Raw genomic sequence first — 25546 nt, 5'->3', positions numbered from 1 at the left:
CCGGCCGCCCAGCGGCCGGAGGTGGACGTGGACGTCGACGTGCTGCGCAACCTCGTCGTCCTGCTCTCGGTTGCGGTGGCGGCGCCGCTGCTCGCCGACCGGTTGCGTCCGGTGCTGCTGGTGCCGACCGTCGTGCTCGAGCTCGTGCTGGGCATCGTGGTCGGGCCGGACCTGCTGGGCTGGGTGCAGGACTCCACCGCCATCTCGGGGTTGTCCAACCTCGGCCTCGCCCTGCTGATGTTCCTGGCCGGCTACGAGATCGACTTCGCCAAGATCCGCGGCCTGCCGGTCAGCCTGGGGCTGCGCAGCTGGGGCGTCTCGCTGGCCATCGGTCTGGTGATCGGGCTGGTCACGGCGACGGTGTCCGGGCACCTGTCGGTCCAAGGTGTCGCACTCGGTCTGATCGTGACGACCACGGCGGTCGGCACGTTGCTGCCGATCCTGCGCGACCGTGGCGAGCTCGAGACCTCCTTCGGGCCGTTCGTGCTGGCGGCCGGTGCCATCGGCGAGTTCTGCCCGCTGATCGGGCTCTCGCTCTTCCTGGCGTCGGACCGCCCGGTGGAGACCGCCGGGGTGCTGCTGCTGTTCGTCGCGGCCGCACTGGTGGTGGTGTGGCTGGCGCTGCGCAGCCGTACCCCGCGGGTGATCCGGATGGTCGGCGAGACGCTGACCACCAGCGCGCAGCTCGGCGTCCGGGTCGGCATCCTGCTCTGCATCCTGCTGGTCTGGGTCGCGACGGCGTTCGACCTCGACTTCCTGCTCGGCGCGTTCACCGCCGGGATCATCCTGCGGCTCTTCCTCGCGAGCAGCCCGCGCGAGGAGGTCGAGGTGCTGGAGTCGAAGCTCGAGGCCGTCGGCTTCGGCTTCCTGGTGCCGATCTTCTTCGTGATGAGCGGGGTCCGGCTGGACCTGCAGGCGCTCATCGAGCAGCCGCTCTACCTGCTGCTGCTGCCCGTCGCCCTGGGTGCCTTCCTGCTCGTGCGTGGCGGACCGATGCTGTGGCTCTACCGCCCCGTGCTCGACGCCGCCGACGTCAAGGCGCTCGCCCTGTACTCCGCCACCGCGCTGCCGCTGGTCGTGGTGATGACCGGTATCGGGGTGGACGACAAGCTCATGTCACCCGCCATGGCGTCCGTGCTGGTGACCGCCGCGATGATCTCGGTGCTCGTGCTGCCGTTGCTGGCCGGCCGGCTGCGTCCGGCGAACGCCGACTACGAGCCCGCCGACGGAGCCTGACCATGCCCGGCAGACCTAGGGAGACCACATGACCGCGCTCATCGGGGACCTACTGCCGTACGCGGTCGGGGTGGCGATCAGCCCCATCCCGATCATCGCGACGATCCTGATGCTGCTCGCGCCCAAGGCGGGCGGCACGAGCGTGGGGTTCCTGATCGGCTGGGTGCTCGGCATCACGGTCGCGACCGTCGTCTTCCTGGTGATCGCCGAGACGTCCGGCCTGGAGGCCGGCTCCGACCCCTCGACCACGTCGTCCTGGATCAAGCTGATCCTCGGGGTGCTGCTCCTGCTGCTGGCCGTCCGGCAGTGGCGCAGCCGGCCCAAGGGCGACGAGCCCGCGACGCTGCCCAAGTGGATGTCGGCGATCGACTCGTTCACCCTCGTGCGCGCCCTGCTGCTGGGGTTCGCGCTCGCCGCCATCAACCCGAAGAACCTGCTGATGTGCATCGCGGCCGGTGCCGCCCTCGGCGGCAGCACCCTGCCGAGCGGGGACGTCGTCGTCGCGACCGTCGTGTTCATCGTGCTGGCGTCCTGCACGGTGGCGGTGCCGGTGATCGGGTACGCCGTCGCCAAGGAGCGCATGCGTGACCCGCTGGACGAGCTCAAGGTCTGGTTGCAGGCCAACAACGTCGCGGTGATGAGCGTGCTGCTGCTGGTGATCGGCGTGGTGCTCGTCGGCAAGGGCCTCGCCGGCCTCTGAGGGCCCTGGGCTGGGCGGCGCGGCGGCGAGCCGTAGCCGAGAGGGTCGTTGCGGCTCTAGGGTCACCGGATGGACCCGTTGGTACGACGCGCCCCGCTGCGCGCCGTCCGCAGCGGGGTCTGGGGCCTGCTCGTGCTGGCGGCGTTCACCCTCGCCACCGCGGCCGCGGCCGCCGAGCCGCTGTTCGGTTCGGCCGCGGGGGACGCCGCCCTGGCCGACCAGCTGGCCGCCGTCCCGGCCGACGCGGTCGCTGCGGACGCTCCCGTCGTCCGGCTCGTCGGCGGTACCGGCATCCCCGGCCGGGGCCTGCTCAACGGGGCGCTGGACGACGTCCCCGGGCTCGGGCCGAGCGCCGTCACGGCCGCCTCCGTCTCGGTGGAGACCCGACCGCTGGAGTCCCTGCTGCAGCCGTACGTGAGTGCGGGCGGTGACCGCGAGCGCGCCCGGCTCTACGGGGACGACGACCTCGTCCACTCGTTGGTCCCCGTCGCGACCGCACCGGGTGCTGCGGCCAGCGGCGTCTGGCTGCCGGAACCGTTGGCGGACAGCCTGTCCGTGCGGCCCGGCGACCCGATCACGGTCGGCCTCGACACCCGCTTCCGGGACCGCTCGACCCCGTCCACGGTCGCCGGCATCTACGCGGTCGGACCGGACGGCCGGACGCCGAAGGACCCGCCCGGCACGCACCGCTGGACGTACCGGCGGGCCTCGCTGCCGGTGGACAGCGAGTTCGGCGTCCTGCCCGCGTACCTGCTGGTCACCGACGTCGCCGGTGCCGCCGCCCTGGCCGCCCCGATCGGTGACGAGCTGCTCTATGCGGTCGAGTCCCAGCTCGACCCGGTGACGCCGACCCTGGTCGAGGCCCAGCAGACGGTGGACGGGATCCGCGACCTGCAGGTCCAGGTGCGGGATCCCACCTTGGCCGGCGAGCGGCCGGACCGCTTGCGGCAGCAGGTCGTCTCGGGCCTGCCGAAGCTGGTGGCCGAGGCCCAACGGGTTGCCGTCCGGACCGTCGCGTGGACGCGCCCGCTCCTGCTGGCCGGGTTGCTGCTCGGGCTGACGGCCGTAGGGTGCGTGGCGGTGCTGACCGCGAACCGGCGAGCCGTCGAGGTGCGGCTCGGGGTCGCCCTCGGGCAGCGACCGTCGTCCGCCGGTGGTCTCGCCGCGCTCGAGGTGCTGCCTGCCGCGTTGCTGGCTGTGGTGCTCGGGCCGTTGGTGGCGTGGCTCGCGGTGTGGGCCGTCGGACCGCCCGCCGCGGTGTCGGCCACCGCGCTGGGCCACGGCGCCGGTCGGGCCGCGTTGGCCGCCGCGGCCGGCTGCGTGCTGGTGGCCGGGATCGCTCTGGTGGCGGCCTGGCGCGCGGAGCGGCTCCGGGTCGGGCCCGGCCGATCGAGTGTGCCGTGGGACGTCGCCCTGCTGCTGGTCGCGCTGACGGCGACGGTCGGGCTGCTGGTCCGGCCGGACGTGGCCGGGCCGCCGAGCGCGCTGGACCTGCTGGTGCCGCTGCTGCTGGTCAGCGCGGTCGGCGCAGTGGTCGGGCGGGCAGCGCTCACCCTGCTCGACCGGACGGCCGGCCGGGCTCGCAGCGTGTCCTCGATGCTGGCGCTGAACCGCGCCTCGGCCGGACGACGGCAGGGGGCCCTCGTCGTCACGGTGCTGGCCGCCGGGCTCGGGATGCTCGCCTACGCACTGGCCGCCGCCGAGTCCGTGACGACGGTGACCGCGGACCGGACGGCCGTCCTGGCCGGGGCCGACGCGACCGCCGAGATCGAGGTCTCCTGGCTGCTCGACCCCGGCGCGGCCCAGCTGCCGCCGCCGCAGCCCGGCGACTCGGCCCAGCCGTCGCTGAACGCGGTCCCCGGCGCCCGCACCCCGCCACTGCCGGACGGCACCACCATCGTCTGGCGGGGCCGGGTCAGCGTGCCGCCCGAGCTGGGCAACCTCGACCTGCTGGTCATCGACCCCGCGCACTTCGAGCAGGTCGCGGCGTGGGGCACCGGGCCCGAGCTCGCCCGGGCCCGCGCGCAGCTGGGCGAGCTGGCCCGCCAGGACGAGGTCGTCGCCGCGCGGCTGCGCGGCGGTGAACGCTTCGGACCCATCCCGGCGATCGGCGTCGGCGACGTCGTGGCGCGGCCCGGCGAGACCGCGGGGGTGACGAGCGAGCAGGGTGACGTCCCCGTCCGGTTCCTGGACGTCGTCCCCGCCTTCCCCGGGCACGACGACGCGCTCGGGATGGTCGTCGTCCCGGCGGACAGCTTCTTCCTCTACCTCGGCGCGCTCGACCCGAGGGTCAAGCCGCCGGCCGGCTCCGGGCGGTTCAACCGGGCGCCGTCGGACTACTTCCCCTCGCTGTGGTCCGCCGACGGCGTCGCTGGCATCCGGGCCGTCACCGACCCCGCCGGGGTCAAGACCGAGGGCATGACCACGATGGCGCAGGTCGCCCAGCAGCCGGACCTGGTCGCCGCCCGGCGCTCCACCGGCGCGCAGGTGGCGCTCGGCGCGAGCGTGGCCCTGGTCGCGTTGCTGGTGCTCGTGATGTACGCGGAACGGCGGGCCGCCGTGGCCCGTGCCGCCGACCTGATGCTGGCTCGGATGGGCCTGCGACGACGCGGTGTGCTGCGGGCCCGAGCGGTCGAGCTGGCCCTGCTCACCCTGCTCGGCTCGCTCGCCGCCGCGCTCGGGGCCGCGCTGCTCGCTCCGCTGGGTGGCCGGCTGCTCGATCCCGGTGGCGGCACGGAGCCGGAGTTCCACCTGCGGCTGGACGTCGTGGGCGCACTCTGGGTGCTGGCCGTCGCGGTGCTCGCGTGGCTCAGTGCGGTCGGTCTGGTGGCCTGGCGCGGCCGCCGGGTGGACGAGGGGCAGGTGCTGCGCGATGCCGAATGACGCGATGCGGAACGACCTGCAGCCGAGTGAGGAGGTCGCGCGCTGCGCCCGGCTGGTCCGGATCTACCCGTCCGCCACCGGTGAGACCCACGCCCTGCGCGGCGTCGAGGCGGTGTTCCGTCGCGGCACGGCCACCGCCGTGACCGGACCCTCCGGCAGCGGCAAGTCCAGCCTGCTCGGCGTGCTCGCCCTGCGCGACCGGCAGAGCGGCGGCGAGCTCTGGCTCGAGGGTCGGCTGACCGACGGCTTGGGCCGCCGCCAGCTGCGACAGCTCCGCCGGCGGGACGTCGCCTGGCTGGCCCAGCGCCCCACGCACAGCCTGTACGAGCACCTGACGGCTGCCGAGCACCTCCGGCACGCCGCCCAGATCCGTTCCGCCGCAGCGGAGTCCGGGCTCGAGCTGCTCGACCGGCTCGGCCTGGCGGCCCGCCGCGACGCCCGCCCGGCTGAGCTGTCCGGCGGGGAGCAGCAGCGCCTGGCGCTCGCGATGGCACTCATCGGGACGCCGTCGCTGGTGGTCGCCGACGAGCCGACCGCCGAGCTGGACGACAGCTCGTCCGAGCTGGTGCTGGCCGAGCTGCGCCGAGCGGCCGCGACGTCCGCCGTCGTGTTCGCGACCCACGACCACCGGGCTGTCGACGCCGCGGACCGGGTGCTGCACCTGCGGCACGGGGTGCTGTCCACCGAGACCCGTCGGGGCAGCGACGCCCTCGCCAGCATCGACTCGACGGGGCGGGTGCAGCTGCCGGCGCAGGCGATGACGCTGTTCCCGCAGGCCCGCGCGCGCATCGTGGTCGATGAGCAGGGCGTGCACCTGCTGCCACCGGAGGTCCCCGATGACGACTGAGTCGACGGGTCCCGAGCCGGTGCTGGTGGTCGAGGACGTGGGCCACGTGCTCGGCGGCTCGGCGCGGGTGCTGCAGGACGTCTCGGTGCAGCTGTCCGCCGGTGAGGTGCTGGCACTGGTCGGCCGATCGGGTTCGGGCAAGACGACCCTGTGCCACCTGGTGGCGGGCCTCGGACGCCCGACGTCCGGCCGGATCACGGTGGGCGGCACGGACGCGCACGACGTCGACGACTGGGCGCTCGTCTCCCTGCTGCCGCAACGGCTCGGGCTCGTCGAGGAGCTGACGGTCGAGCAGAACGTGCTGCTGCCGAGCCGGCTGCGCGGAGCCGACGACACGGTCGACGGCGCGCTGGTCGAGGACCTGTTCGCGGCGCTGGACCTGACCGCCTTCCGCGACCGACGAGCCACCCAGACGTCGCTGGGCGAGCAGCAGCGCACGGCACTGGCTCGCGCGCTGGTGCTGCGACCGGCGCTGGCCGTCCTGGACGAGCCGACCGGTCACCAGGACGACGAGCACGTGGCGCTGATCGGCGCCGCGCTGGACGTCGCCCGGCGGCACGGTGTCGCCGTGCTGGCCGCCACCCACGACGAGCGGATCATCGGCGCCGCCGACCGGGTGGTCACGCTGGCCGCTGGCCGCGTCGTCCCGGACTGATCGTGGCGCAGACCTAGCCGCGCAGGTCGCGCAGGATCCGCTGGCTGGCCAGCTTTCCGGGAGCGCCGATCACGCAGCCGCCGGGGTGGGTGCCGGACCCGCACTGGTAGTAGCCCTCGATGGGCGTGCGGTACTGGCTCCAGCCCGGCGCGGGACGGAAGAAGTACATCTGCGGCGCCAGGAACTCGCCGGCGAAGATGTTGCCCTCGGTCAGGCCGGTGACCCGCTCGATGTCCAGCGGGGTGACGACCTCGCGGTGCAGCACCAGGTCGCCGAAGCCGGGGAAGTGCGACTCGAGCACCGCCTGCGCCTTGTCGCCGAAGCTCTCCCGCTCGGTGTCCCAGTCGCTGCCCTTGAGCTCGTAGGGCGCGTACTGCACGAAGCACGACATGACGTGCTTGCCGGGCGGTGCCATGTCCGGGTCGACGACGGACTGGATCGCGGCGTCGATGTAGGGCCGCTCGCTGTACCAGCCGTACTTGGCGGCGTCGAAGGCCTTCTCGACGTACTCGATGGTCGGCCCGATGTTCAGGAAGCCGCCGTACTGGTCGACCGAGTCGGGCAGCGCCGGGAAGACCGGCAGCCCGTCGAGCGCGAAGTTGACCTTGGCCGAGACGCCGCGGAACTTCATCCGCTCGACGTTCTCCACCAGGTCCGCGGGCAGCTCGCGCGGGTTCACCAGGTCGAGGAACGTGCGGCGCGGGTCGAGCGCGCTGACCACGATCGGGGCGCGCAGCTCGGTGCCGTCCTCGAGGGCGACGCCGACGGTGCGGCCCTCGTGGGTCAGCACGGCCGTGACCGGTGCGCCCAAACGGATCTCGGCCCCGAAGGACTCGGCGGCCCGGGCCAGCACCTGGGTGAAGCCGCCGTTGCCGCCCTTGTGGAAGGCCCAGGACCCGAGGCTGCCGTCGTGCTCGCCCATCTTGTGGAACAGCAGGACCAGCCCGGACCCGGGTGACATCGGCCCGACCTTCGAGCCGATCACGCTGGACGACGCGTGGTATCCCTTCACGGCCTCGTGGGTGAAGTAGTTCTCCAGCCAGTCCGCGGCGCTGCCGGTGACGAGCCGGACGACGTCGTGCATGACCTTCTGCTCGATGCCGCCGAGGTGGTCGAGGAGCCAGGCGACGTCGGCCTGGTCCTCGGGGTCCTTGCCGAACACGTTCGGCGGCGGGTTGTCGAACAGCGGCCGCACGGCCTGGACGACCCGGTCGAGGTCGTGGTGGTACCGGTCGTAGGCGTCCGCGTCGTGCGGGGAGTGCCGGCGGATCTCCTGGATGTTCTGGCCGTGGTCGTCGCCGAACAGCAGGTAGTCGCCGTCCCCGGTGGGGTGGAAGGACGACGGCATCATCAGCGGCATGAAGCCGTGCTGGACGAGGTCGAGCTCCTGGATGATCTCGGGTCGCAGCAGGCTGAGCGCGTAGGAGAACGTGGTGAACGAGAAGCCCGGTACGAGCTCCTCCGTGATCGCCGCGCCGCCGACCAGGTGGCGCTTCTCCAGCACCAGCGTGCGCAGCCCCGCCTTGGCGAGGTAGCCCGCGTTCACCAGGCCGTTGTGGCCGCCGCCGACCACGATCGCGTCGTACGTCGAGCTGTCGGTCGTCATGGCTTGGCCGTCTTCCTCGCGGGGTTGAACAGGGCGTACCGGGCCGTGCGTGCGGCCACGGTGGTGTTGTGGTGCTGGATGGCGAGCTCCATCCGGACCACCGGGCCGAGGCCGTCGGCGGTGGGGGCCAGCGCCGGCCGGACCCGGGCCAGCCCGATGTGGCGCTGCAGGACCGGCGAGTACATGAAGCTCGTGACGTAGCCGACCTGGGCTCCGTCCTCGTCGTACAGCATCGACTCGTAGGGCAGCGGGTTCTCGTCCTTGGTGGGCAGCAGCCCGGCGTCCCGGAACAGCCGGTCCCACTCCTGCCAGTCGACGACGATCGAGACGGCGGCCCAGCGCGACGAGCGCTCGCGCAGCTCGCCGCGGATCGCGGCGCCGCCGACGAAGGCGCGGTCGTCGTCCAGGAGACCGCGCAGCATCCAGCCCATGCCGAGCTCGGTCGGGGTGACCCGCTCGTGGTCGGTGAACGCGAGCCGGCTGTTGTGCCACTCGACGTCGACCAGCGGCAGCCCGGCCTCGATCCGCAGCATCCCCATGGCCTCCTCGCCGTAGGGACGCAGGCTGTGCGCGCGACCGGCGTCCAGCACCGCGTCCAGCACCTCGAGGGCGTCGCCCGAGTCCACGGTGATCTCGAAGCCGAGGTCGCCGGTGTACCCGGTGCGGGACACGGTGACCGGGGCCGAGCCGACCTTGCCCGGTGCGTGGCCCATGAACGGCAGCTCGTCGACCGCGGGCAGCAGGTCGCGCAGGGCGGCGCGCGAGCGCGGCCCCTGGATGGCCAGCACGCCGTACGCGTCGGAGACGTCCTCGAACGCGACCTGCATCCGCCCGGCGAGGTCCTGGAACCAGCCCAGGCTGGCGCGCGCGGTGGTGAGCAGGAAGTCGTCGTCGGAGTGCCGGAAGACGACGCCGTCGTCCATCACGAAACCACGCTCGTCGCACCACAGGGTGTACTGCGCGCGCCCGGGGCGACAGGTGCGGATGTCGCGCACCAGGACGCCGGCCAGGAACCGTTCGGCGTCCGGTCCGTAGACGCGGTACTTGAACAGCGGCGACGTGTCGAACAGACCCACGCCGTTGCGCACCGCGAAGTACTCGTGCTTGGGCGCGTGCGAGTAGCGCAGCGCGGACAGGTATCCCTGCCAGTGGGTGTACAGGCCCTGCGTGTTCAGCTCGCTGAGCCGCGGATGGAACGGCGTGGTCCGGATCACCGGGTCAGCCTAGACGGCTACTGACCGGCGCGTCAGTAACTCGCAGCCGATCGAGCACCCAGGCGTAGACCTCCGCCTCGTACGCCAGGTGCGCGAACCGCCCCGACGGGCCGGCGTGCGCACCCGCCCCGGTCTCGCAGCGGAACAGGCAGCGCGGCGACCACTGCGGATCGCTCTCGCGCAGTGCCGCCACCCACTTGGCCGGCTCGCTGACCATGACGCGGGGGTCGTGCAGCGCACCGGTCACCAGCAGGTCCGGCCGGTTGCCTGCGGCCGGCAGGTTGTCGTAGGGGGAGTAGGCGAGCAGCCAGTCGAACTGCTCCCTCACCCGGGGGTCGCCCCACTCGTCCCACTCGTTGATGGTCAGCGGGACGTCGGCGTCGAACATCGTCGTGACGACGTCCACGAACGGCACCTCGGCCACCACCGCCCGCCAGCGCTCGGGGCGCTGGCTGAACACCGCGCCCTGCAGCAGGCCGCCGGCGCTCAGTCCCCGCGAGGCCAGCCGGTCGCCGTCCACCAGCCCGGCCAGGCCGTCGGCCACCGCCAGGTGGTCGTCGAACGTGTGCTGCTTGTGACCGAGCCGGCCGTCCAGCCACCAGCGCCGACCGCCCTCGCCGCCGCCGCGCACGTGCGCGTGCGCGAAGACCACGCCGCGGTCCAGCAGGCTCGGCAGGGCCGGGTCCCAGTCCGGCTCGAACGAGTACTCGTAGGCGCCGTAGGCGTACAGCAACGCCGGGGCGGTGCCGTCCAGCGGGGTGTCGCGGTGCCGCACGATCGTCACCGGGACGGCGGTGCCGTCCTCCCCGGGGAACGTGCGCGTCTCGGCCACGTACCGGTCGGGGTCGTGGCCAGGAGCTTGCTGCCGGTGCCGCGGCGTGCGCGCCCCGGTGACCAGGTCGACGTCCGACCAGACGGGTGGCTGCGTGTAGGCCTGGTCGACCACGGTGACGGCACCGGCCGCGAACTCCTGGTTGTGGCCAAGGGTGACGGTTCCCGCGGCGAAGTCCGGACGGATGTCGAAGGCCGGCTGGGCGTCGACCCGGCCGAGCCCGTCGACCGGCAGCACCCGCAGCCGGTGCTCGCCCTGCGTGCGCAGGCTGAGCACGACGTGGCCGGCGAACGCGTCCACCCGCTCGAGCCGCTCGGCCGGGTTCTCGTCGACCAGCGGGAGCCAGGCGCCGTGGTCCTGGTCGTGCTCGAGCGGCAGCGGGCACCGGGCCAGCCGGAACTCGGTCGCGGCGTCGTTGGTGACCAGCAGCAGCGCCTCGCCGTCGGGCAGCACGGCGTGCTCGGCGTGGTACTCGACGCCCGGACGGCGACCGCCGACCGAGCGGGGGGCGGCATCGGTGGCGGCGGCGTCCAGCACCCAGACCTCACTGGTGTCCCGGCTGGCCGACCAGAGCACGACGAGCCGGCCGCTGCGGCTGGTCCGCACGTTGATCTCGAAGCGTTGGTCCGGCTCGGCCTGGACGACCGTGTCCTGCTCGGTCGGCGTGCCGATCACGTGCCGGCGCACCTCGTACGGCCGGTACGCCTCGTCGTGCACGGTGTAGAGGAAGGCGTTCGAGTCGGCGCTCCACGCGCCGCCGTAGTACGAGCGCGGCACCTCATCGGCCAGGTCCTCGCCGGTGCTCAGGTCGCGGAAGTGCAGCCGGTAGACCTCGTCGCCGTCGGTGTCCACCGAGTACGCCAGCAGTCGCCCGTCCGGGCTGACCAGGGTCAGGCCCAGCTCCACGTAGCCGGTGCCCGCCTGGTCGGCCAGCAGGTTGGCGTCCAGCAGCACCTCGCTGCGGCGTCCGTGTTCGTCTGCCTCGACGCCGTTCGGCCACGATTTCAGCACCGATCCTGCGTCCGAGGTGTTGAAATCGCGCAACAGTTGCCGGTACTCCCTTCCGGCCGGGAGCAGCGTGTAGTAGGAAGACCCTCGATACCTCCAACTGACCGATGGGTCAGTAGCAGGGACCCGCTCCAGCATCTCCGAACGCAACGCCTCCACGAGGGAGACCAGATGTCCGGTAGCCGATCGGTACCAGTCGCGCTCGGCCTCGAGGTGGGCGAGCAGGTCGGGGGCGTCCAGCCTGCGCATCCAGTGGTACGGGTCCGGGCGGCGAACGCCGTGCTCGGTGTGCTCGTGCGGCTGCTGGCGAGCCTGCGGGGGAGTCGTCACAGCGCGCACCGTACCCCCGTGCGGCTGGCCGCCGTGCTGGCCCTGGTCGCGGGCGCGTCGCTGGTTCCGGCTGCGCTGCAACCGGCTTCGGGGGCGACGACGCCGGCCAAGTCGACCTTCACCGTGGCGCTGACCGGCGACGTCGACTCGTTCAACCCGTTCCTCGGGGTCGAGGCGAACTCGTACGAGATGTGGGCGCTGACCTACGACTACCTGGTCAACTACTCGATGAAGGACATGTCACCCGAACCGGGCCTCGCGAAGTCCTGGGAGACCTCGGCGGACGGCCTGACCTGGACCTTCCACGTGCGGGACGGCGTGAAGTGGTCGGACGGCCAGCCGCTGACCGCCGCGGACGTCGCCTACACCTACACCCGGGTGCTGAAGGGCGAGACCGAGTCGACGAACTGGGCCACCTACCTCGGCTCGGTCACCTCGGCGACCGCACCGGACGCCCAGACCGTGGTGCTGAAGCTGAGCCAGCCCAACGCCGTCCTGCCACTGCTGCCGATCCCGATCGTGCCGGAGCACATCTGGAAGAGCGTGTCCGAGAAGGCCGTGAAGACCTACCCGGCCGAGCCGAAGCCGGGCCAGCCGGTGGTGGGCTCCGGGCCGTTCCGGCTGGTCGAGGGCACGGCCGGCGGCTCGACGTTCCGGTTCGAGAAGAACCCGGACTACTGGAACGGCACCCCGCACGTCGACGAGGTCGACTACCGGGTGTTCAAGGCCAAGGACCCAGCGGTGCAGGCGCTGATCAAGGGCGAGGTGGACTTCGTCGAGGACATCCCGCCGCTGCAGGTCAAGTCGTTGCAGGGCAAGCCCGGCATCACGGCGCACAGCGGCATCTCGCCCCTGTTCGAGGAGATCGGCTTCAACACCGGGGCCATCGACACCGAGTCCGGCAAGGCGATCGGTGACGGCATGCCCGCGCTGAAGGACCCGAAGTTCCGGCACGCGCTGGGCTACGCGGTGGACACCAAGCGCATCGTGCAGAACGCCTACCAGGGCGCCGCGCTGCCGGGCGACACGATCATCCCGACGGCGTACGACAACTACCACTGGGACGTCCCGGCGGACCAGGCGTTCACCTTCGACCTCGCCAAGGCCGGCGAGCAGCTCGACGCGGCCGGCTACAAGAAGGGCGCGGACGGCCAGCGCACCGACCCGCAGGGCAAGCCGCTGACGACGATGCGGCTGTTCGCCCGCAGCTCCGACCCGGCCTCCGTGAACACCATGGACTTCTTCAAGGAGTGGCTCGGCCAGATCGGCATCAAGGCCGACGTCACCGCGATGGACTCCAGCAAGCTCGGGGACGTCATCCTCAGCGGCGAGTACGACGCCTTCCAGTGGGACTGGTACGTCGAGCCGGACCCGGACTCGATCCTGTCCGACTTCACCTGCGACCAGCTCGGCGGCTCCTCGGACTCCTGGTACTGCAACAAGGAGTACGACGCGATGTACAAGCAGCAGAACGGCGAGATGGACCACGCCAAGCGGGTGGACCTCGTCAAGAAGATGCAGGAGCTGCTGTTCCAGGAGTCGCCGTACATCGTGACCGCCTACACGACCATCGGCGAGGCGGTCCGCAGCGACCGGTTCGCCTGCTTCCAGCCGCAGCCCGACCCGGGCGGCGTCTGGCTCATCCAGTACGGCGCGCACAACTACAGCTCGCTGCGACCGGCGTCCGAGGCCGGGGACTGCGACGGGGTGACGTCCGCGCTGGGCGCCAACGCGTCGTCGGGTGAGGAGGACGCCGCGGGGACCAACACGGCGGTCTGGATCGGCATCGGCGTGGTCGTCGTCCTGCTGCTCGTCGGTGGTGGGGTCCTCGCGCTCCGCCGTCGGGGGACGGAGGGCGAGCGCGAGTGACGATCCTCGACTCCGGCGCAGCTGTCCCGCGGACGGTCCGCCGGCGCAGCTACGGCCGGTACGTCGGGTCGAAGGTGCTCGGGTCGATCGGCAGCCTGTTCTTCGTCCTGGTGGTGAGCTTCTTCCTCTTCCGGGTGCTGCCCGGTGACCCCGCCAGGACGCTCGGCCGCGAGCGGTTCAAGACCCCCGAGCAGATGGCGGCGTTCCGGCACACGTACGGGCTGGACCAGTCCATGCCGCAGCAGTTCGTGACGTTCCTGAAGAACGTCTTCAGCGGTCAGCTGGGGGTGTCGCTGCGCTACCGGGTGCCGGTCGCGGACCTGATCCAGGAGCGGATGTGGCCGACGGTCCTGCTGGTCGGGTCGTCGACGATCCTGGCCACCGTGATCGGGGTCCGCATCGGGATCCGCAGCGGCTGGAACCGCGGCAGCCGGTTCGACAAGTCCTCGACCGCGTCCACGCTGACCCTGTACTCGATGCCCGAGTGGTGGCTCGGCCTGCTGCTGATCGCGGCGTTCGCCGTCGGGATGGGACCGCTGCCGGGGCTCTTCCCCACCAGCGGGCTGCACTCCATCGGCGTCGACCCGAGCAGCCTCAAGGGCGTGCTGGACACGGCCTGGCACCTGACCCTGCCCGTGGTCACCCTGACCCTGGCGTACCTGGCCGAGTACTCGCTGATCATGCGCTCGTCGCTGCTGGACGAGCTCGGTGAGGACTACCTGGTGACGGCCCGGGCCAAGGGTCTGCGGGACGTGCAGGTGCGACGCCGCCACGCGGTCCGCAACGCGATGCTCCCGACGCTGACCATCTCGGCTCTGAACATCGGCTTCGTCGTGTCGGGAGCGATCACCATCGAGACGATCTTCTCCATCCCGGGGCTGGGCCTGCTCACCACGGAGGCGCTCACCATCCCGGACTTCTGGGTGCTGCAGGGCACCTTCCTGATCGCCTCCGGCGCAGTGATCGCAGCCAACCTGGCGGCCAACCTGCTCTACGGGTTGTTCGACCCGCGGGTGCGCACGTGAGCGCCGTCCAGGACGCCGTGCAGCCGCGGCTCACACCGGGTCAGATCGCGCGTCGTCGCCGGGCGGAGTCGGCGCGCCGCACGTGGAAGACGTTCCGCCGCAGCCGGTCCGGCGTGCTCGGGCTGTGCGTCCTCACGTTCTTCATCCTGGTCGCCGTGCTCGCGCCGCTGCTCGCGGACCCGGACGGCCTGGAGGTGACCAAGGCGACGGGCGGTGTCCTGCAGCCGCCCGGGGCCGGCTACCCGCTCGGCACGGACGAGAACGGGCGCTCGATCCTGACCCTGCTGATCTACGGTGCCCGGGTGTCGCTGGCGGTCGGGCTCACCGCGACCTTCATCTCGGTGGTGATCGGCACGTTGGTGGGCCTCATGTCCGGCTTCTTCTCGGGTTGGCCGGCCGCCGTGCTGTTCCGGGTCACCGAGTGGTTCCTCGTGCTGCCGTTCCTGCCCCTGGCGCTGGTGCTGGCCACCGTGCTGGGCCGCTCGCTGCTGAACATCGCGATCGTGATCGGGGTGACGAGCTGGCCTGCCACGGCCATGTTGATCCGCAGCCAGACCCTGTCCATCAAGGAGCGCCCGTACATCGAGCGGGCCCGCGTGCTCGGCGCCGGTCGGTGGCGGCAGATGACCCGGCACGTGCTGCCGAACGTGATGCCGATGGTGTTCGCGAACACCACCCTCACGGTGGCGATCGCGATCCTGGCCGAGACGACCCTGAGCTTCCTCGGCCTCGGCGACCCCACCCGGGTGTCCTGGGGCTCGATGCTCGAGGGTGCCTTCGCGGTCGGCGCGATCACCACCGGAGCCTGGTGGTACATCGTGCCCCCGGGCGTCTGCGTCGTGCTGGTGGTGCTGTCGTTCACCCTCATCGGGCAGGCGCTCGAAGAGGTCTTCAACCCCCGTCTCGGGAGCCGGTGATGACGGAGGTGCTGGAACCCGAGCAGCTGCGGACGGAGCTGCTGGAGATCGACGACCTGTCGGTGTCCTACCGGACGTCGGAGGGGCTGCTCCCCGCGGTGCGCGGTGTCTCCCTGACGCTGCGGGCCGGTGAGGTGGTCGGCGTGGCCGGTGAGTCCGGCTGCGGCAAGTCCACGCTGGTCAGCACCGTGCTCCGCCTGCAGCCCAAGGACGCCACGGTGACCGGGCAGGTCCGGGTCGACGGGGCGGACGTGCTGAGCATCGGCTGGGGTCAGCTGCGCGCGGTGCGCTGGGCACAGGCGTCCATCGTCTTCCAGGGAGCGCTGCACTCGCTCAACCCGGTGCTCCGGATCAGCGACCAGATCGCGGAGCCGATCCAGCTGCACGAGCCCGCGCTGTCGGCGTCCGCGGTGGACGAGCGCGTCGTCGAGCTGCTCGAGCAGGTCGGCCTGCCGCCCGCCCGGCGCAAGGCCTACCCGCACCAGCTGTCCGGCGGCCAGCGGCAGCGGGTGATGATCGCGATGGCCCTGGCCTGCCGACCGCACCTGATCGTGGCCGACGAACCGACCACCGCGCTCGACGTGATGGTCCAGGCGCAGATCCTCGACCTGCTCTCGAACCTGGTGAAGGAGCTGGGCGTCGGCCTGCTGATCATCAGCCACGACCTGTCCGTGCTCGCGTCGGTCTGCGACCGGGTCGCGGTGATGTACGCGGGTCGTGTGGTGGAGGGCGGCACCGCCGACCAGGTCTTCACCGACCCGTTGCACCCGTACTCCAAGGCCCTCTCCGACGCGTTCCCGCGAGTCGGCGACCCCGCCGCCCGCTACACCCCGGCCGGTCTGGCCGGCGACCCGCCCGACCCGCGGTACCTGCCGCCCGGGTGCTCGTTCGCGCCGCGCTGCAGTCGCGCGACCGCCGCCTGCGAGGTGGCCGAGCCGGCGCTTCTCGACTTCCCGGTGGCCCGCCAGGTCGCCTGCATCCGCGTGGGGGAACCGTGAGCGAGTCCAAGCAGCCGCTGCTGGAGGCGCGCGGCGCGCACGTGGAGTTCGTGACCCGGGCGGGTGCGGTCGCGCGCGCGCTGGACGGCGTCGACCTCGCGGTCGAGCGTGGTGAGATCGTCGCGCTGGTCGGCGAGTCCGGCTCCGGCAAGACCACGCTCGCACGCACCCTGGTCGGGCTGCAGCGGCCGGACGCCGGCCAGGTCCTGGTCGACGGCGCGCCGCTGGACTACTCCGTCCGTGGGCTGCGGGCCTTCCGCAGCCGGGTCCAGCTGATCCTGCAGGACGCCGCGGGCGCGCTGAACCCGCGGCAGACCGTGTACGAGTCGGTGGCCGAGGGCATCCGGCTGCACAAGCGCGTGCAGGGCGACGAGCAGGGCCGCAGCGAGCCAGAGCTGGTCGCCGCCGCGCTCGCTGAGGCGGGTCTGCGCCCACCGGAGAGGCTGTTCCTGCGGTACCCGCACGAGCTGTCCGGCGGCCAGAAGCAGCGGGTGCTCATCGCCGGCGCGCTCGCGCTCCGGCCGGAGCTCCTGGTCGCGGACGAGCCGGTCTCCTCGCTCGACGCGTCCATCCGTGGCGAGATCCTGGCGCTGCTGCTGCGGCTGCGCGACGAGCTCGGCCTGGGCATCGTGGTGGTGACGCACGACCTGGGACTGGCCTGGAACATCGCCGACCGGATCGCGGTCATGTACCTGGGTCGCGTGGTCGAGCACGGCACCACCGAGGAGGTGCTCGAGGCGCCGCGGCACCCGTACACCCAGGCGCTGCTGTCCGTGGTGCCCGAGATGGAGCAGCTCGAGCCGGTCGTGCTGACCGGTGAGATCCCGGACCCGACGCACATCCCGGCGGGCTGCCGGTTCCACCCGCGGTGCCCGATGCTGGCGGACGGGACGGCGGAGCGCGCCGGGGTGGCCGACAGCTGCCGGACCGTGCCGCTGACGGTGCTGCCCAACGAGTCCGGGCACCGGGTGGCGTGCCACCTGGACGCCGTCCTGAGCCGGACGCGGTAGCGGTGGCGACGGCGGGTTCGCCCATGAGACGATCGCTCCCGTTACTGACTCGCGAATCAGTAGGGACGAAGGTGGTGCGGCATGTCGACGGCTGACCTGGTCCCCGCGCTGCCCCGCGAGATGTACGTCGACGACGCGACCTGGCGGTCCGAGCGCGAGGCGCTGCTGTACGGCGAGTGGTTCTGCCTCGGGCGCCGGTCCGACCTCGGGCTCACCGCGCCGTCCCAGGTGCTGACGGCGGACGTGGCCGGTGAGTCCGTGCTGGTGACCAGCGACGAGCACGGTGTGCTGCACGCGGTCTACAACGTCTGCCGGCACCGCGGGTCCCAGCTGCGCCCGGTCGTCCCGGACGCTCCCGACGGCGCCGCCGGCCCGGCCGTGGCCTGCTCGATCGGCGCGCTGCGCTGCCCGTACCACTCCTGGACGTACGGGCTGGACGGCCGGCTGCTGCGGGCGCCGCACGCGGAGCTCGACGACCTCGCGCCGTTCTCGCTCGCGCCGGTGGGGGTGGACGTCTGGGGCGGGTTCGTGTTCGTGCACCTGACTCCTGAGCGCGCCCAGCCGCTCGGCGAGTCGGTCGCCAAGGCCGCGGCGACGCTGGCCAACTACGGGTTGGCCGACCTCGTCACCGGTCAGGTGCTCACCTACGACGTCGCGGCCAACTACAAGGTCCTGCTGGAGAACTACAACGAGTGCTACCACTGCGGCCCGGTGCATCCCGAGCTGACCCGGCTGGTGCCGGCGTTCGGCGGTGGCGGCGCGGACCTCACCTGGGACGACGGGATCCCGCACCGCGAGGGGGCCTGGACGTTCACCACCACCGGCACCACGACGCGCGCACCGCTGCCGGGTTTGAGCGAGGCCGAGCGGACCCGGCACAAGGGCGACCTGGTGTACCCGAACCTGATGGTGTCGGCGTCCGCGGACCACGTCGCGGCATTCGTGCTGCTGCCGACCGCCGCCGACCGGACGCGGGTGGTGTGCTCGCTGCTGTTCGCGGCGTCCGAGGTCGGTGAACCCGACTTCGACCCCACCGACGCCGGGGACTTCTGGGACCTGGTGAACCGCCAGGACTGGGCGATCTGCGAGTCCGTGCAGCGCGGGATGTCGTCGCGCAGCTACCGGCACGGCTGGTTCGCGCCGATGGAGGACGACAGCCTCGACATCCGGCGCTGGGTGCTGCCCCGGCTCGGCCACCGAACGGGGGAGCAACCATGAGCGAGCGGGTCGACTACGTGGTCGTCGGGCTCGGTGCCCTCGGCAGTGCGGCCGCGATGGAGCTCGCCGGGCGCGGCCACTCCGTGGTGGGCCTCGAACGCTTCGAGCTCGGCCACTCGCGCGGCGCCAGCCACGACACGAGCCGCATCCTGCGGCACAGCTACCACACGCCCGACTACGTCCGGCTGACCCAGCGGGCCTACGCCGACTGGGCCCGGCTGGAGCACGACGCGGACGCGTCGTTGGTCACCGTCGTCGGCGGGCTGGACCTGTTCCCGGCGGACGCCGCGATCAACCCGGTCGACTACCTCACGTCGCTGGACGCGGTCGGCATCGCCTACGACTGGCTGGACGTCGACGCGGTCCGCCAGCGGTGGCCGCAGTTCCGGCTGCCCGAGGGAACGATGGCGCTGCACCAGGCGGACGCGGCGATCGTGCCGGCCGGCCGCGGCACCCGAGTGATGCAGGAGCAGGCCCGCCGCCGCGGCGCCGACCTGCGGGAGCGCAGCGCGGTGCTCGCCGTCCGCGACCTGGGCGAGCGCGGATACGAGGTGGCGACCGTGCACGGCCCGGTGCTCTGCAGCGGTCTGGTCGTCTGTGCTGACGCGTGGGTCAACGACGTGCTCGAGGGCCTCGGGGTGCAGGTGCCGGTCGAGGTCACCCTCGAGCAGGTGACGTACTTCCAGCCGGACGACGCCACCCCCTTCCAGCCCGGCCGGATGCCGCTGTGGATCTGGATGGACGACCCCTCGTACTACGGCTTCCCCAGCTACGGCGAGCCCACGGTCAAGGCGGCCCAGGACTGCGGCGGCCCCACCGTGCATCCCGACCGACGGACGACCGACGTCGACCCCGCGATGGAGTCCCTGCTCGCCCAGCACCTGCAGGCGATGCTGCCCGGCGTCGGCCATCCGGTGCGTTCGCTGCGGTGCCAGTACACGCTGACCCCGGACCGTGACTTCGTGCTCTCACCCGTGCCCGGTCACGAGCGGGTGGTCGTCGGTCTCGGCGCCGCGCACGGGTTCAAGTTCGCGCCGACCTTCGGCCGGCTGCTGGCCGACCTGGTCGTCGGCGGGCCGGCACCGGACGCCGACCTCGACCTGTCGGCCTTCCGGCTCGACCGGGCCGCGCTGACCGACCCCGACTACCAAGCGCACTGGCTGGTGTGATGTGGCTGCCCGAGTGCGCCGCAGCGCTTCAGACCAGGTCCGCCGGGTCCAGCCCGAGCTCGCGGGCCACCGACTCGGCCACCCAGCGCTTGAGCTCGGCCCGGGTCACGGTGCGGTAGACCAGCATCGCGACCGACAGGCCGTCCAGCAGGGCCGAGACGCGGGTGACCGCGGCCGCCGGCTCGGCGCACTCGAAGGTCCCGTCCTCGACACCGTCCTCGACGACCTCGCGCAGCACGGTGCACCAGCGCTGGTCCATGCCGCGCAACGCCTTGCGGATCACCGGTTCGCGCTGGGCCAGTGCCCAGGCGTCGATCCACAGCCGCCAGCCGGTGGCCGCACCCGTCGGGCCGTACAGCCGCAGCACCCGGCGGAGCCGGTCCAGCGGGTCGCGTCCGCGCGAGTTGGCCGCGTCCAGCCGCGACAGGTCGCGTTCCACGGCGTGCGCGAAGGCATCCGCGACGAGCGCGTCCTTCGTGCCGAAGTGGTAGAAGATCAGCCCCGGGCTGATGTGCAGCGCGTGCGCGACGTCCGAGACCCGGGTCGCCGCGAGCCCGAGCCGGTCGACCACCTCGATGGTCGCGGACAGGATCTCCTCGCGACGGACGTCGACGCTGCGTCGTCCCCGCGTCACGGTCGCAATCCCATGCAGCGCAGCATATGGCCCCGTCCGCAGGAGGTGTGGTGATCGACGACATGAACGCCGACCAGGTCGAGTCGGTACGCCGGCTGGCCCCCGCCCCCGGACTGCCCGGGCAGATGATGGCGGCCGACGCGTACACCTCGGACGAGGTGCTCGCCTGGGAGCGGCGTCACCTGTTCGCCGGCACCTGGACGTGCCTGGGGCGGCTCGACGACCTGCTGCCGACGCCCGCCGAGGGCCGCCGGACCTCCCAGCGCGCGCTGCGGGTCGGTGACGTCTCGACCCTCCTGGTGCAGGACGGCGAGACCCTGCGGATGTTCGCGAACACCTGCCGGCACCGCGGCCACGAGCTGCTGCCCGAGGGTGAGGCGTCGCACCGCCGCACCGTCCAGTGTCCCTACCACGCGTGGACCTACGCCCCGTCCGGCGAGCTGGTCGGCGCACCCGGGTTCCGGGAGGACGACACCTTCGACTTCGCCGAGCACGCCCTGGTGGAGCTGCCCGTGCGCGAGTGGGAGGGCTGGGTCTTCGGGCACGCGCTGCACCCGCTGGGAGACGTGGACGTCCCGTCGTTCGAGGCGCACCTGGGCGCCCTGGCCGGGCTGGTCTCGCCGTACGCGCCGGGCTCGCTGGTGCTCGCGGACCGGCACACCTACGAGGTCGCGGCGAACTGGAAGGTCATCGCCGAGAACTACCACGAGTGCTACCACTGCCCGCTGATCCACCCCGAGCTCTGTCAGGTCAGCCCGCCGACCTCCGGCGAGAACTACGAGCTGCCCGGCGCCTGGGTCGGTGGGTCGATGGACCTGCGCGAGGGCATGTCGACCATGTCGATGGACGGCGCCCTGGCGGCCACGCCGCTGCCCGGCGTCGACCCGACGCGCGTGGAGTACCTGCACCTGCTGCCGAACCTGCTGGTGTCGGCGCACCCGGACTACGTGATGACCCACCGGATGGTGCCGCTGTCCCCGGGGCGTACCTGGGTCGAGTGCTCCTGGCTGGTCGCGCCGCCGGCCGACGGGTCGGCGCCCTCGGCCCGAGGTGCCGTCGAGTTCTGGGACGTGACGAACAAGCAGGACTGGGGTGCCTGCGAGTCCGTGCAGCGCGGCCTGGCCAGCCCGCACTTCCGGCCAGGTCCGTTCGCGCCCAACGAGGACGCCGTCATGCAGGTCGTCGCGATGATCGGCCAGGCCTACCGCACCGGGCGGCTCGAGGCGTGACCGACCGCCGGTCGGTCAGCGAGGCACGTGCTCGGACCAGGTGCGCCGGCTGACCAGCTCGTCGCCGTCGTAGGCCTCCGCGTCGATCGCGACCGCGTAGCCCTCAGCCCCGACGTCGATCCGCATCGTCGACATCACCCGCACGTCGATCCCCGGCCAGCTCAGGCGGTACGTGCAGGTGGCAGCAGCGTGCTGGGCGAACGTGCGCCGGTCCACCACGACCTCGCCGGCGTAGTGCTCGGTGGCCTCGCCGTCGTACGGCACCGGGTACGTCGAGCCGCTGCGCACCGCGCAGGTGGTGGTGCGGGCCAGCACGTCGCGGGTGATCGTCCAGGCCACGTCGGACGGGTCCTCGGACGACGACGGCTCACCCGGCGTGAACGCCGGCGCCGGGCGCTCGGAACCGCTCCAGAGCGGTAGGTCCAGCTCCGCCGAGTGCACCGTCAGCGTGACCGGTGCCGGGGGTGCGATCGTGTTCGGCCAGTCCGTCCCGGCGACGCTGACCCGCAGGGTCTGCCCGGGCGAGAACGCGTACGCACAGGCGTCGAGCTCCACCGTGACGTCGTAGACCTCGCCGGGCACCAGGGGCTCCGGGTCGGTGGCCGCGTGCACGCCGGCCCGGAAGGCCAGGTCCAGGCTGCCGCGCGAGACGAGGGCGGACGTGCCGTCGTCGAACACGTCGCACAGCTTGACCGACAAGGACGCCGCCGGGGCGTCGGCGCTGACCCGCAGCCGCAGCCGCGGCTGCCCGATCAGGACCTCACCCCCGGCGGGGCGGTCCCAGGTCAGCGACCGGACGTCGTCCTCGCGCTGGTCGCCGGACAGTCCCCACGGCAGGTGGCCCGCGCAGTCGATCCAGGCCGAGGTGCCGACGTCCGGATCGACTGGGAGGGAGCGGGTCCCGTCCAGCTCGTGGGTCGCCCAGGCCGTGGCCGGCGAGGGCCAGGTGTCGCTGACCCAGTACCCCTCGTGCAGCTCCAGGTCCGGCTCGGGCCGCGTCGAGGTGCGCACGAACACATCGGCGCGGTCCTCGTGCGGGGTCGAGTCGTCCTCGCGCAGCCAGCGGTCCCACCAGGCCACCATCTCGGGCACCAGGTCGATCCGCGGCCCGGGGATGGCGCTCGCCGGGTCGGCGTGCGCCCACGGTCCGGCCAGCAACCGGTGCGGCACACCGGCTTCGCGCAGCGCGGCGATGGTCCGGAACGAGTTGTTGCGGTAACCGTCGGCCCAGCCGGCGACGATCATCACCGCGCACTCGATGCGCTCGTACCCGCGCGTGCCGGTGTCGACCCGCACGGAGCCGTGCCGCCAGTAGTCGCCGTCGCGGTTCTCCCGCAGCCAGGTGAGCGCCCAGGGCTCGTTGGTCTCCAGCCGGCGCCGCCACTCGTCGCGCCAGTCCTCGCCCCAGAGCGCGGGCACGGGTGGCAGGACGCACATCGGCGTCATGTAGTGGTTGTAGTCGACCTGGTCGACCAACCGCAGCGCGCCGCCCCGCCAGTGCACGTCGTCGGTCCAGCGGTCGTCGCTGGAGTAGATGCCGCAGACCGCCTTCAGGGCGGGCGGCCGCTCGCACGCGATCTGCAGGGAGTTGAAGCCCGAGTACGACGTGCCCCACATGCCGACGTTCCCGCTGCACCACGGCTGCTCGGCGAGCCAGCCGATCACCGACGGCAGGTCGGACTGCTCGGCCTCCGGGTACTCGTCCGTGGCGTCGCCCCCCGAGGAGCCGGTGCCGCGCAGGTCGAGCCGGCAGACCGCGTACCCGTACTCGTCGCGCAGCCGCTGGTAGCTGTCGGCGTAGGAGGAGGTGAGGTCGTCCTTGCGGTACGGCAACGCCTCCAGCAGGCAGGGTTGTGGTCCGTTGGCCTCGTCCGGCAGGTAGAGCGTCGCTGCGAGCTCCACGCCGTCCGCCATCGGGATGCGGACCTCGCGCTCAGTGCCGGCCACGGTAGGCACCCCCCATCAGTCGGGTGACCAGCGCGGGATCCAGGCCCTCGCTGGTGTTGGCGTCCCGTCCGACCGTGGTCGGGGCGGTGAGCAGGGAGTTCAGGACGGCTTCCTCCGCGGCATCGACCACCGCCTCGAACAGCGCGTCCAGCCCGCGACCCGACACGAGCTCGATGCCGCTGGACCCGCCGTCCCGGTCGGTGCGGCACGCGGTGGAGGCGGCCAGGAAGATCTCGCCGCTGCCGTGGTGCGCGGTGGATCCGGTGCGCGCCAGGCCGAGGCCGATGCGGCGGGCCAGGCGGGCGCACCCGGCGCTGTCCACCGGCGCGTCGGTCACCACGATCCCGATGCACGATCCGGCGGGACGGTCCGGCTCGACCCGATCCGCGCTGAGCTCCTCCGGTGGTGGCAGCAGGCGGCCGAGCGGCGTCCCGTCCACGGTGAGGCGCTTGCGCTCGCCGAAGTTGGTCAGCAGCAGGACGGCAACGGTGTGGCCGTCCGGCGTCACCCGGGACGACGTGCCGATGCCGCCCTTGAACCCCAGGCAGGACATGCCCGTCCCGGCGCCGACGGCGCCCTCGGCGGGTGCCTGCTCGCCGCCCCGCGAGGCGAGGGCCCGGGCGTAGGCGTCGCGCACGTCCTGCTCGCTCACCTGCATCCGCCGGCAGTCGTTGAGGAAGGAGTCGTCGCACTCGCCGACGACGGGGATGACGACGTCGTCGGCCACCGCGTCGTGCTGCTCGAGCGCGATCTGGCAGGCCGCGTCGTAGACCCGGCCGAGCTGCATCGTGGACGTCAGGTAGACCGGCGTCTCGACCGCGCCCCACTCGCCCGCGGTGAGGAACCCGGTGCACTCGCCGGCGCCGTTCAGCACCGCGCCGCCGGCGGCGACCGGCCGCAGGTAGGCGTCCTCGGCGAGCAGCAACGTCGTCACGCCGGTGCGCGCCACGCCTCGCCCCTGCGGCGGAGCCGGCTCGTCCCGCACGACGGTCGCGTGCCCGAGGCCCACCCCGGCGACGTCCAGCACGGAGTTCGTGGGGCCGGTGGGCAGGACGCCGATCTCGATGCCGATCTCACGCGCGCGCGACATGGCGCCATCCTGCCGCACCGCGGACCCGGATGTGGTGTGATGCTGACTCATGAGTCAGTTGACGGCGCCGGTGGTGTGGTCGCCGGCCACCCGCGAGCACGACCCGCGGCACGAGATCTGGGTCGGCGTGGCCACCCAGGGCACCGAGGTCGCCACCCGGGTGGACGTGATCCTGCAGGCGCTGCGGGACGCCGGCCACCGACTGGTCGAGGCACCCGGGCACGGGGACGACGTGCTGCGGCAGGTGCACGACGGCGAGCTGCTCGAGTTCCTGGCCACGGCCGCCGAGCGCTGGGCGGCGGGGCCGTACGCCGAGCTGGTCGGGCAGGACCGCGTCGTCCCGTACCTGTTCCCGACCCCGGCGATGACTGCGGGGCTGCCGGTGCGCCGTCCCGTCTCGGTGCACGCGGACGCCGGGCGGTTCGCCTACGACACGATGACGCTGGTCGGCCCGGGCACCTGGGAGGCGGCGCGGGCGGCGGTCGACTGCGCCCTCGAGGCCGCTGCGCTGGTGGGCGCGGGGGAGCGGCTGGCGTACGCGCTCTGCCGTCCTCCGGGGCACCACGCGACGCCCGCCGGCTTCGGCGGTTCCTGCTACCTGAACAACGCCGCCGTTGCGGCAGAAGCACTTCGCGGCCAGGGCCACGAGCGCGTCGCCGTGGTCGACATCGACGCCCACCAGGGCAACGGGACCGCCGCGATCTTCTACGACCGTGCCGACGTGCTCTACGGGTCCGTGCACGTCGACCCCGGCGCGGGCTGGTTCCCGCACGTCGTCGGGTACGCCGACGAGACGGGCGTCGGGCCAGGGGTCGGGGCGACCCGGAACGTCCCGCTCGCCGCGGGAACGGGGGATGGGCCCTGGCTGGCGGCGGTCGGCGACCTGGCGGCCTGGGTCGCGCAGGCCGGCTGCACGGCGCTCGTCGTCTCGCTCGGGGTGGATGCCGCGGCGGACGACCCGGAGAGCCCGCTGCTGGTCACCCACGACGGATACCGGGGCGCCGGAACGGTTCTGGGCCACACCGGACTGCCGTCCGTGGTCGTGCAGGAGGGCGGCTACCACCTGCCCAGCCTCGGGACGCTCGTCGCCGCCTATCTCGACGGCCACGCGGACGGGCTGAGCTAGCCG

20 protein-coding genes are annotated in these 25546 nt (G+C 72.7%); 14 read left to right on the top strand and 6 right to left on the bottom strand.

Going from position 1 to position 25546, the window contains the following annotated elements:
• The first annotated feature begins 27 nt into the window (after nucleotides 1-27).
• From ABEB17_RS19235 to ABEB17_RS19215, 5 genes are all read left to right on the top strand, one after another.
• A complete protein-coding gene (locus ABEB17_RS19235; protein WP_345718365.1) occupies nucleotides 28-1236 on the top strand; it encodes a cation:proton antiporter in 1209 nt (402 codons plus the stop codon).
• A 28-nt stretch (nucleotides 1237-1264) separates the two neighbouring features.
• Entirely contained in the window at nucleotides 1265-1936 is a 672-nt protein-coding gene (locus ABEB17_RS19230; protein WP_345718364.1) for a GAP family protein, read from the top strand.
• A gap of 69 nt (nucleotides 1937-2005) precedes the next feature.
• Nucleotides 2006-4819 (top strand): hypothetical protein, encoded by a 2814-nt coding sequence (locus tag ABEB17_RS19225; RefSeq protein ID WP_345718363.1) that lies wholly within the window; start codon nucleotides 2006-2008, stop codon nucleotides 4817-4819.
• Nucleotides 4809-5666, top strand: coding sequence for an ABC transporter ATP-binding protein (locus tag ABEB17_RS19220; protein WP_345718362.1), 858 nt, complete (start codon nucleotides 4809-4811; stop codon nucleotides 5664-5666). The genes ABEB17_RS19225 and ABEB17_RS19220 overlap by 11 nt, the downstream gene beginning before the upstream one ends.
• Nucleotides 5656-6321 carry an ABC transporter ATP-binding protein gene (locus ABEB17_RS19215; protein WP_345718361.1) on the top strand — a complete coding sequence of 222 codons (666 nt, stop codon included), beginning with the start codon at nucleotides 5656-5658 and terminating at the stop codon, nucleotides 6319-6321. Before ABEB17_RS19220 ends, ABEB17_RS19215 begins: the two co-directional genes overlap by 11 nt.
• Nucleotides 6322-6334: 13 nt before the next feature.
• Here ABEB17_RS19215 and ABEB17_RS19210 read toward each other — a convergent pair whose 3' ends face one another.
• From ABEB17_RS19210 to ABEB17_RS19200, 3 genes are read right to left on the bottom strand one after another with little or no spacing between them, the layout of a single operon-like run.
• Nucleotides 6335-7927: a phytoene desaturase family protein gene (locus ABEB17_RS19210; protein ID WP_345718360.1), complete on the bottom strand. Its 1593-nt coding sequence runs from the start codon at nucleotides 7925-7927 to the stop codon at nucleotides 6335-6337.
• Nucleotides 7924-9141 carry an aminomethyl transferase family protein gene (locus ABEB17_RS19205; RefSeq protein ID WP_345718359.1) on the bottom strand — a complete coding sequence of 406 codons (1218 nt, stop codon included), beginning with the start codon at nucleotides 9139-9141 and terminating at the stop codon, nucleotides 7924-7926. Before ABEB17_RS19205 ends, ABEB17_RS19210 begins: the two co-directional genes overlap by 4 nt.
• A 4-nt stretch (nucleotides 9142-9145) precedes the next feature.
• Entirely contained in the window at nucleotides 9146-11311 is a 2166-nt protein-coding gene (locus ABEB17_RS19200; RefSeq protein WP_345718358.1) for a prolyl oligopeptidase family serine peptidase, read from the bottom strand.
• Between the two features lie 189 nt (nucleotides 11312-11500).
• Here ABEB17_RS19200 and ABEB17_RS19195 point away from each other — a divergent pair, with 189 nt between their 5' ends.
• The 7 genes from ABEB17_RS19195 to solA all read left to right on the top strand — a co-directional run bounded on the left by ABEB17_RS19195 (nucleotide 11501) and on the right by solA (nucleotide 19517).
• The gene (locus ABEB17_RS19195) at nucleotides 11501-13180 is read left to right on the top strand and encodes an ABC transporter substrate-binding protein (RefSeq protein WP_345718505.1); all 1680 of its coding nucleotides are present in this window, start codon (nucleotides 11501-11503) and stop codon (nucleotides 13178-13180) included.
• A 2-nt stretch (nucleotides 13181-13182) separates the two neighbouring features.
• Nucleotides 13183-14205, top strand: a complete 1023-nt coding sequence (locus tag ABEB17_RS19190; protein WP_378227031.1) for an ABC transporter permease — start codon at nucleotides 13183-13185, stop codon at nucleotides 14203-14205.
• Nucleotides 14202-15122 carry an ABC transporter permease gene (locus tag ABEB17_RS19185; RefSeq protein WP_345718356.1) on the top strand — a complete coding sequence of 307 codons (921 nt, stop codon included), beginning with the start codon at nucleotides 14202-14204 and terminating at the stop codon, nucleotides 15120-15122. Before ABEB17_RS19190 ends, ABEB17_RS19185 begins: the two co-directional genes overlap by 4 nt.
• Nucleotides 15122-16120, top strand: a complete 999-nt coding sequence (locus tag ABEB17_RS19180; RefSeq protein WP_345718355.1) for an ABC transporter ATP-binding protein — start codon at nucleotides 15122-15124, stop codon at nucleotides 16118-16120. The genes ABEB17_RS19185 and ABEB17_RS19180 overlap by 1 nt, the downstream gene beginning before the upstream one ends.
• Nucleotides 16042-17130, top strand: coding sequence for an ABC transporter ATP-binding protein (locus ABEB17_RS19175; RefSeq protein WP_378227030.1), 1089 nt, complete (start codon nucleotides 16042-16044; stop codon nucleotides 17128-17130). The genes ABEB17_RS19180 and ABEB17_RS19175 overlap by 79 nt, the downstream gene beginning before the upstream one ends.
• Nucleotides 17131-17211: 81 nt before the next feature.
• A complete protein-coding gene (locus ABEB17_RS19170; RefSeq protein ID WP_345718354.1) occupies nucleotides 17212-18348 on the top strand; it encodes an aromatic ring-hydroxylating oxygenase subunit alpha in 1137 nt (378 codons plus the stop codon).
• Nucleotides 18345-19517, top strand: a complete 1173-nt coding sequence (gene solA / locus ABEB17_RS19165) for an N-methyl-L-tryptophan oxidase (RefSeq protein WP_345718353.1) — start codon at nucleotides 18345-18347, stop codon at nucleotides 19515-19517. The genes ABEB17_RS19170 and solA overlap by 4 nt, the downstream gene beginning before the upstream one ends.
• A gap of 28 nt (nucleotides 19518-19545) precedes the next feature.
• On the opposite strand, the gene ABEB17_RS19160 is transcribed toward solA, so the two are convergent.
• A complete protein-coding gene (locus ABEB17_RS19160) occupies nucleotides 19546-20151 on the bottom strand; it encodes a TetR/AcrR family transcriptional regulator (protein WP_345718352.1) in 606 nt (201 codons plus the stop codon).
• A gap of 50 nt (nucleotides 20152-20201) precedes the next feature.
• Here ABEB17_RS19160 and ABEB17_RS19155 point away from each other — a divergent pair, with 50 nt between their 5' ends.
• Nucleotides 20202-21380, top strand: coding sequence for an aromatic ring-hydroxylating oxygenase subunit alpha (locus tag ABEB17_RS19155; protein ID WP_345718351.1), 1179 nt, complete (start codon nucleotides 20202-20204; stop codon nucleotides 21378-21380).
• 15 nt (nucleotides 21381-21395) lie between these two features.
• Here the strand turns inward: ABEB17_RS19155 and ABEB17_RS19150 are convergent, their stop codons facing one another.
• Together ABEB17_RS19150 and ABEB17_RS19145 are read right to left on the bottom strand one after the other, a co-directional pair.
• Complete coding sequence (locus tag ABEB17_RS19150; RefSeq protein WP_345718350.1) at nucleotides 21396-23327, bottom strand: CocE/NonD family hydrolase; 1932 nt, start codon at nucleotides 23325-23327, stop codon at nucleotides 21396-21398.
• Nucleotides 23314-24417 carry a P1 family peptidase gene (locus ABEB17_RS19145; RefSeq protein WP_345718349.1) on the bottom strand — a complete coding sequence of 368 codons (1104 nt, stop codon included), beginning with the start codon at nucleotides 24415-24417 and terminating at the stop codon, nucleotides 23314-23316. The genes ABEB17_RS19150 and ABEB17_RS19145 overlap by 14 nt, the downstream gene beginning before the upstream one ends.
• A gap of 49 nt (nucleotides 24418-24466) precedes the next feature.
• Here ABEB17_RS19145 and ABEB17_RS19140 point away from each other — a divergent pair, with 49 nt between their 5' ends.
• Nucleotides 24467-25543: a histone deacetylase family protein gene (locus ABEB17_RS19140; RefSeq protein ID WP_345718348.1), complete on the top strand. Its 1077-nt coding sequence runs from the start codon at nucleotides 24467-24469 to the stop codon at nucleotides 25541-25543.
• Nucleotides 25544-25546: the final 3 nt, after the last annotated feature.

Origin of the sequence: Angustibacter luteus (assembly GCF_039541115.1) — a bacterium.
In the GTDB taxonomy this organism is placed as follows: Bacteria; Actinomycetota; Actinomycetes; order Actinomycetales; family Angustibacteraceae; genus Angustibacter; species Angustibacter luteus.
Note: the sequence above shows the minus strand (reverse complement) of the source record. Positions and strands in the feature narration are given on the sequence as shown.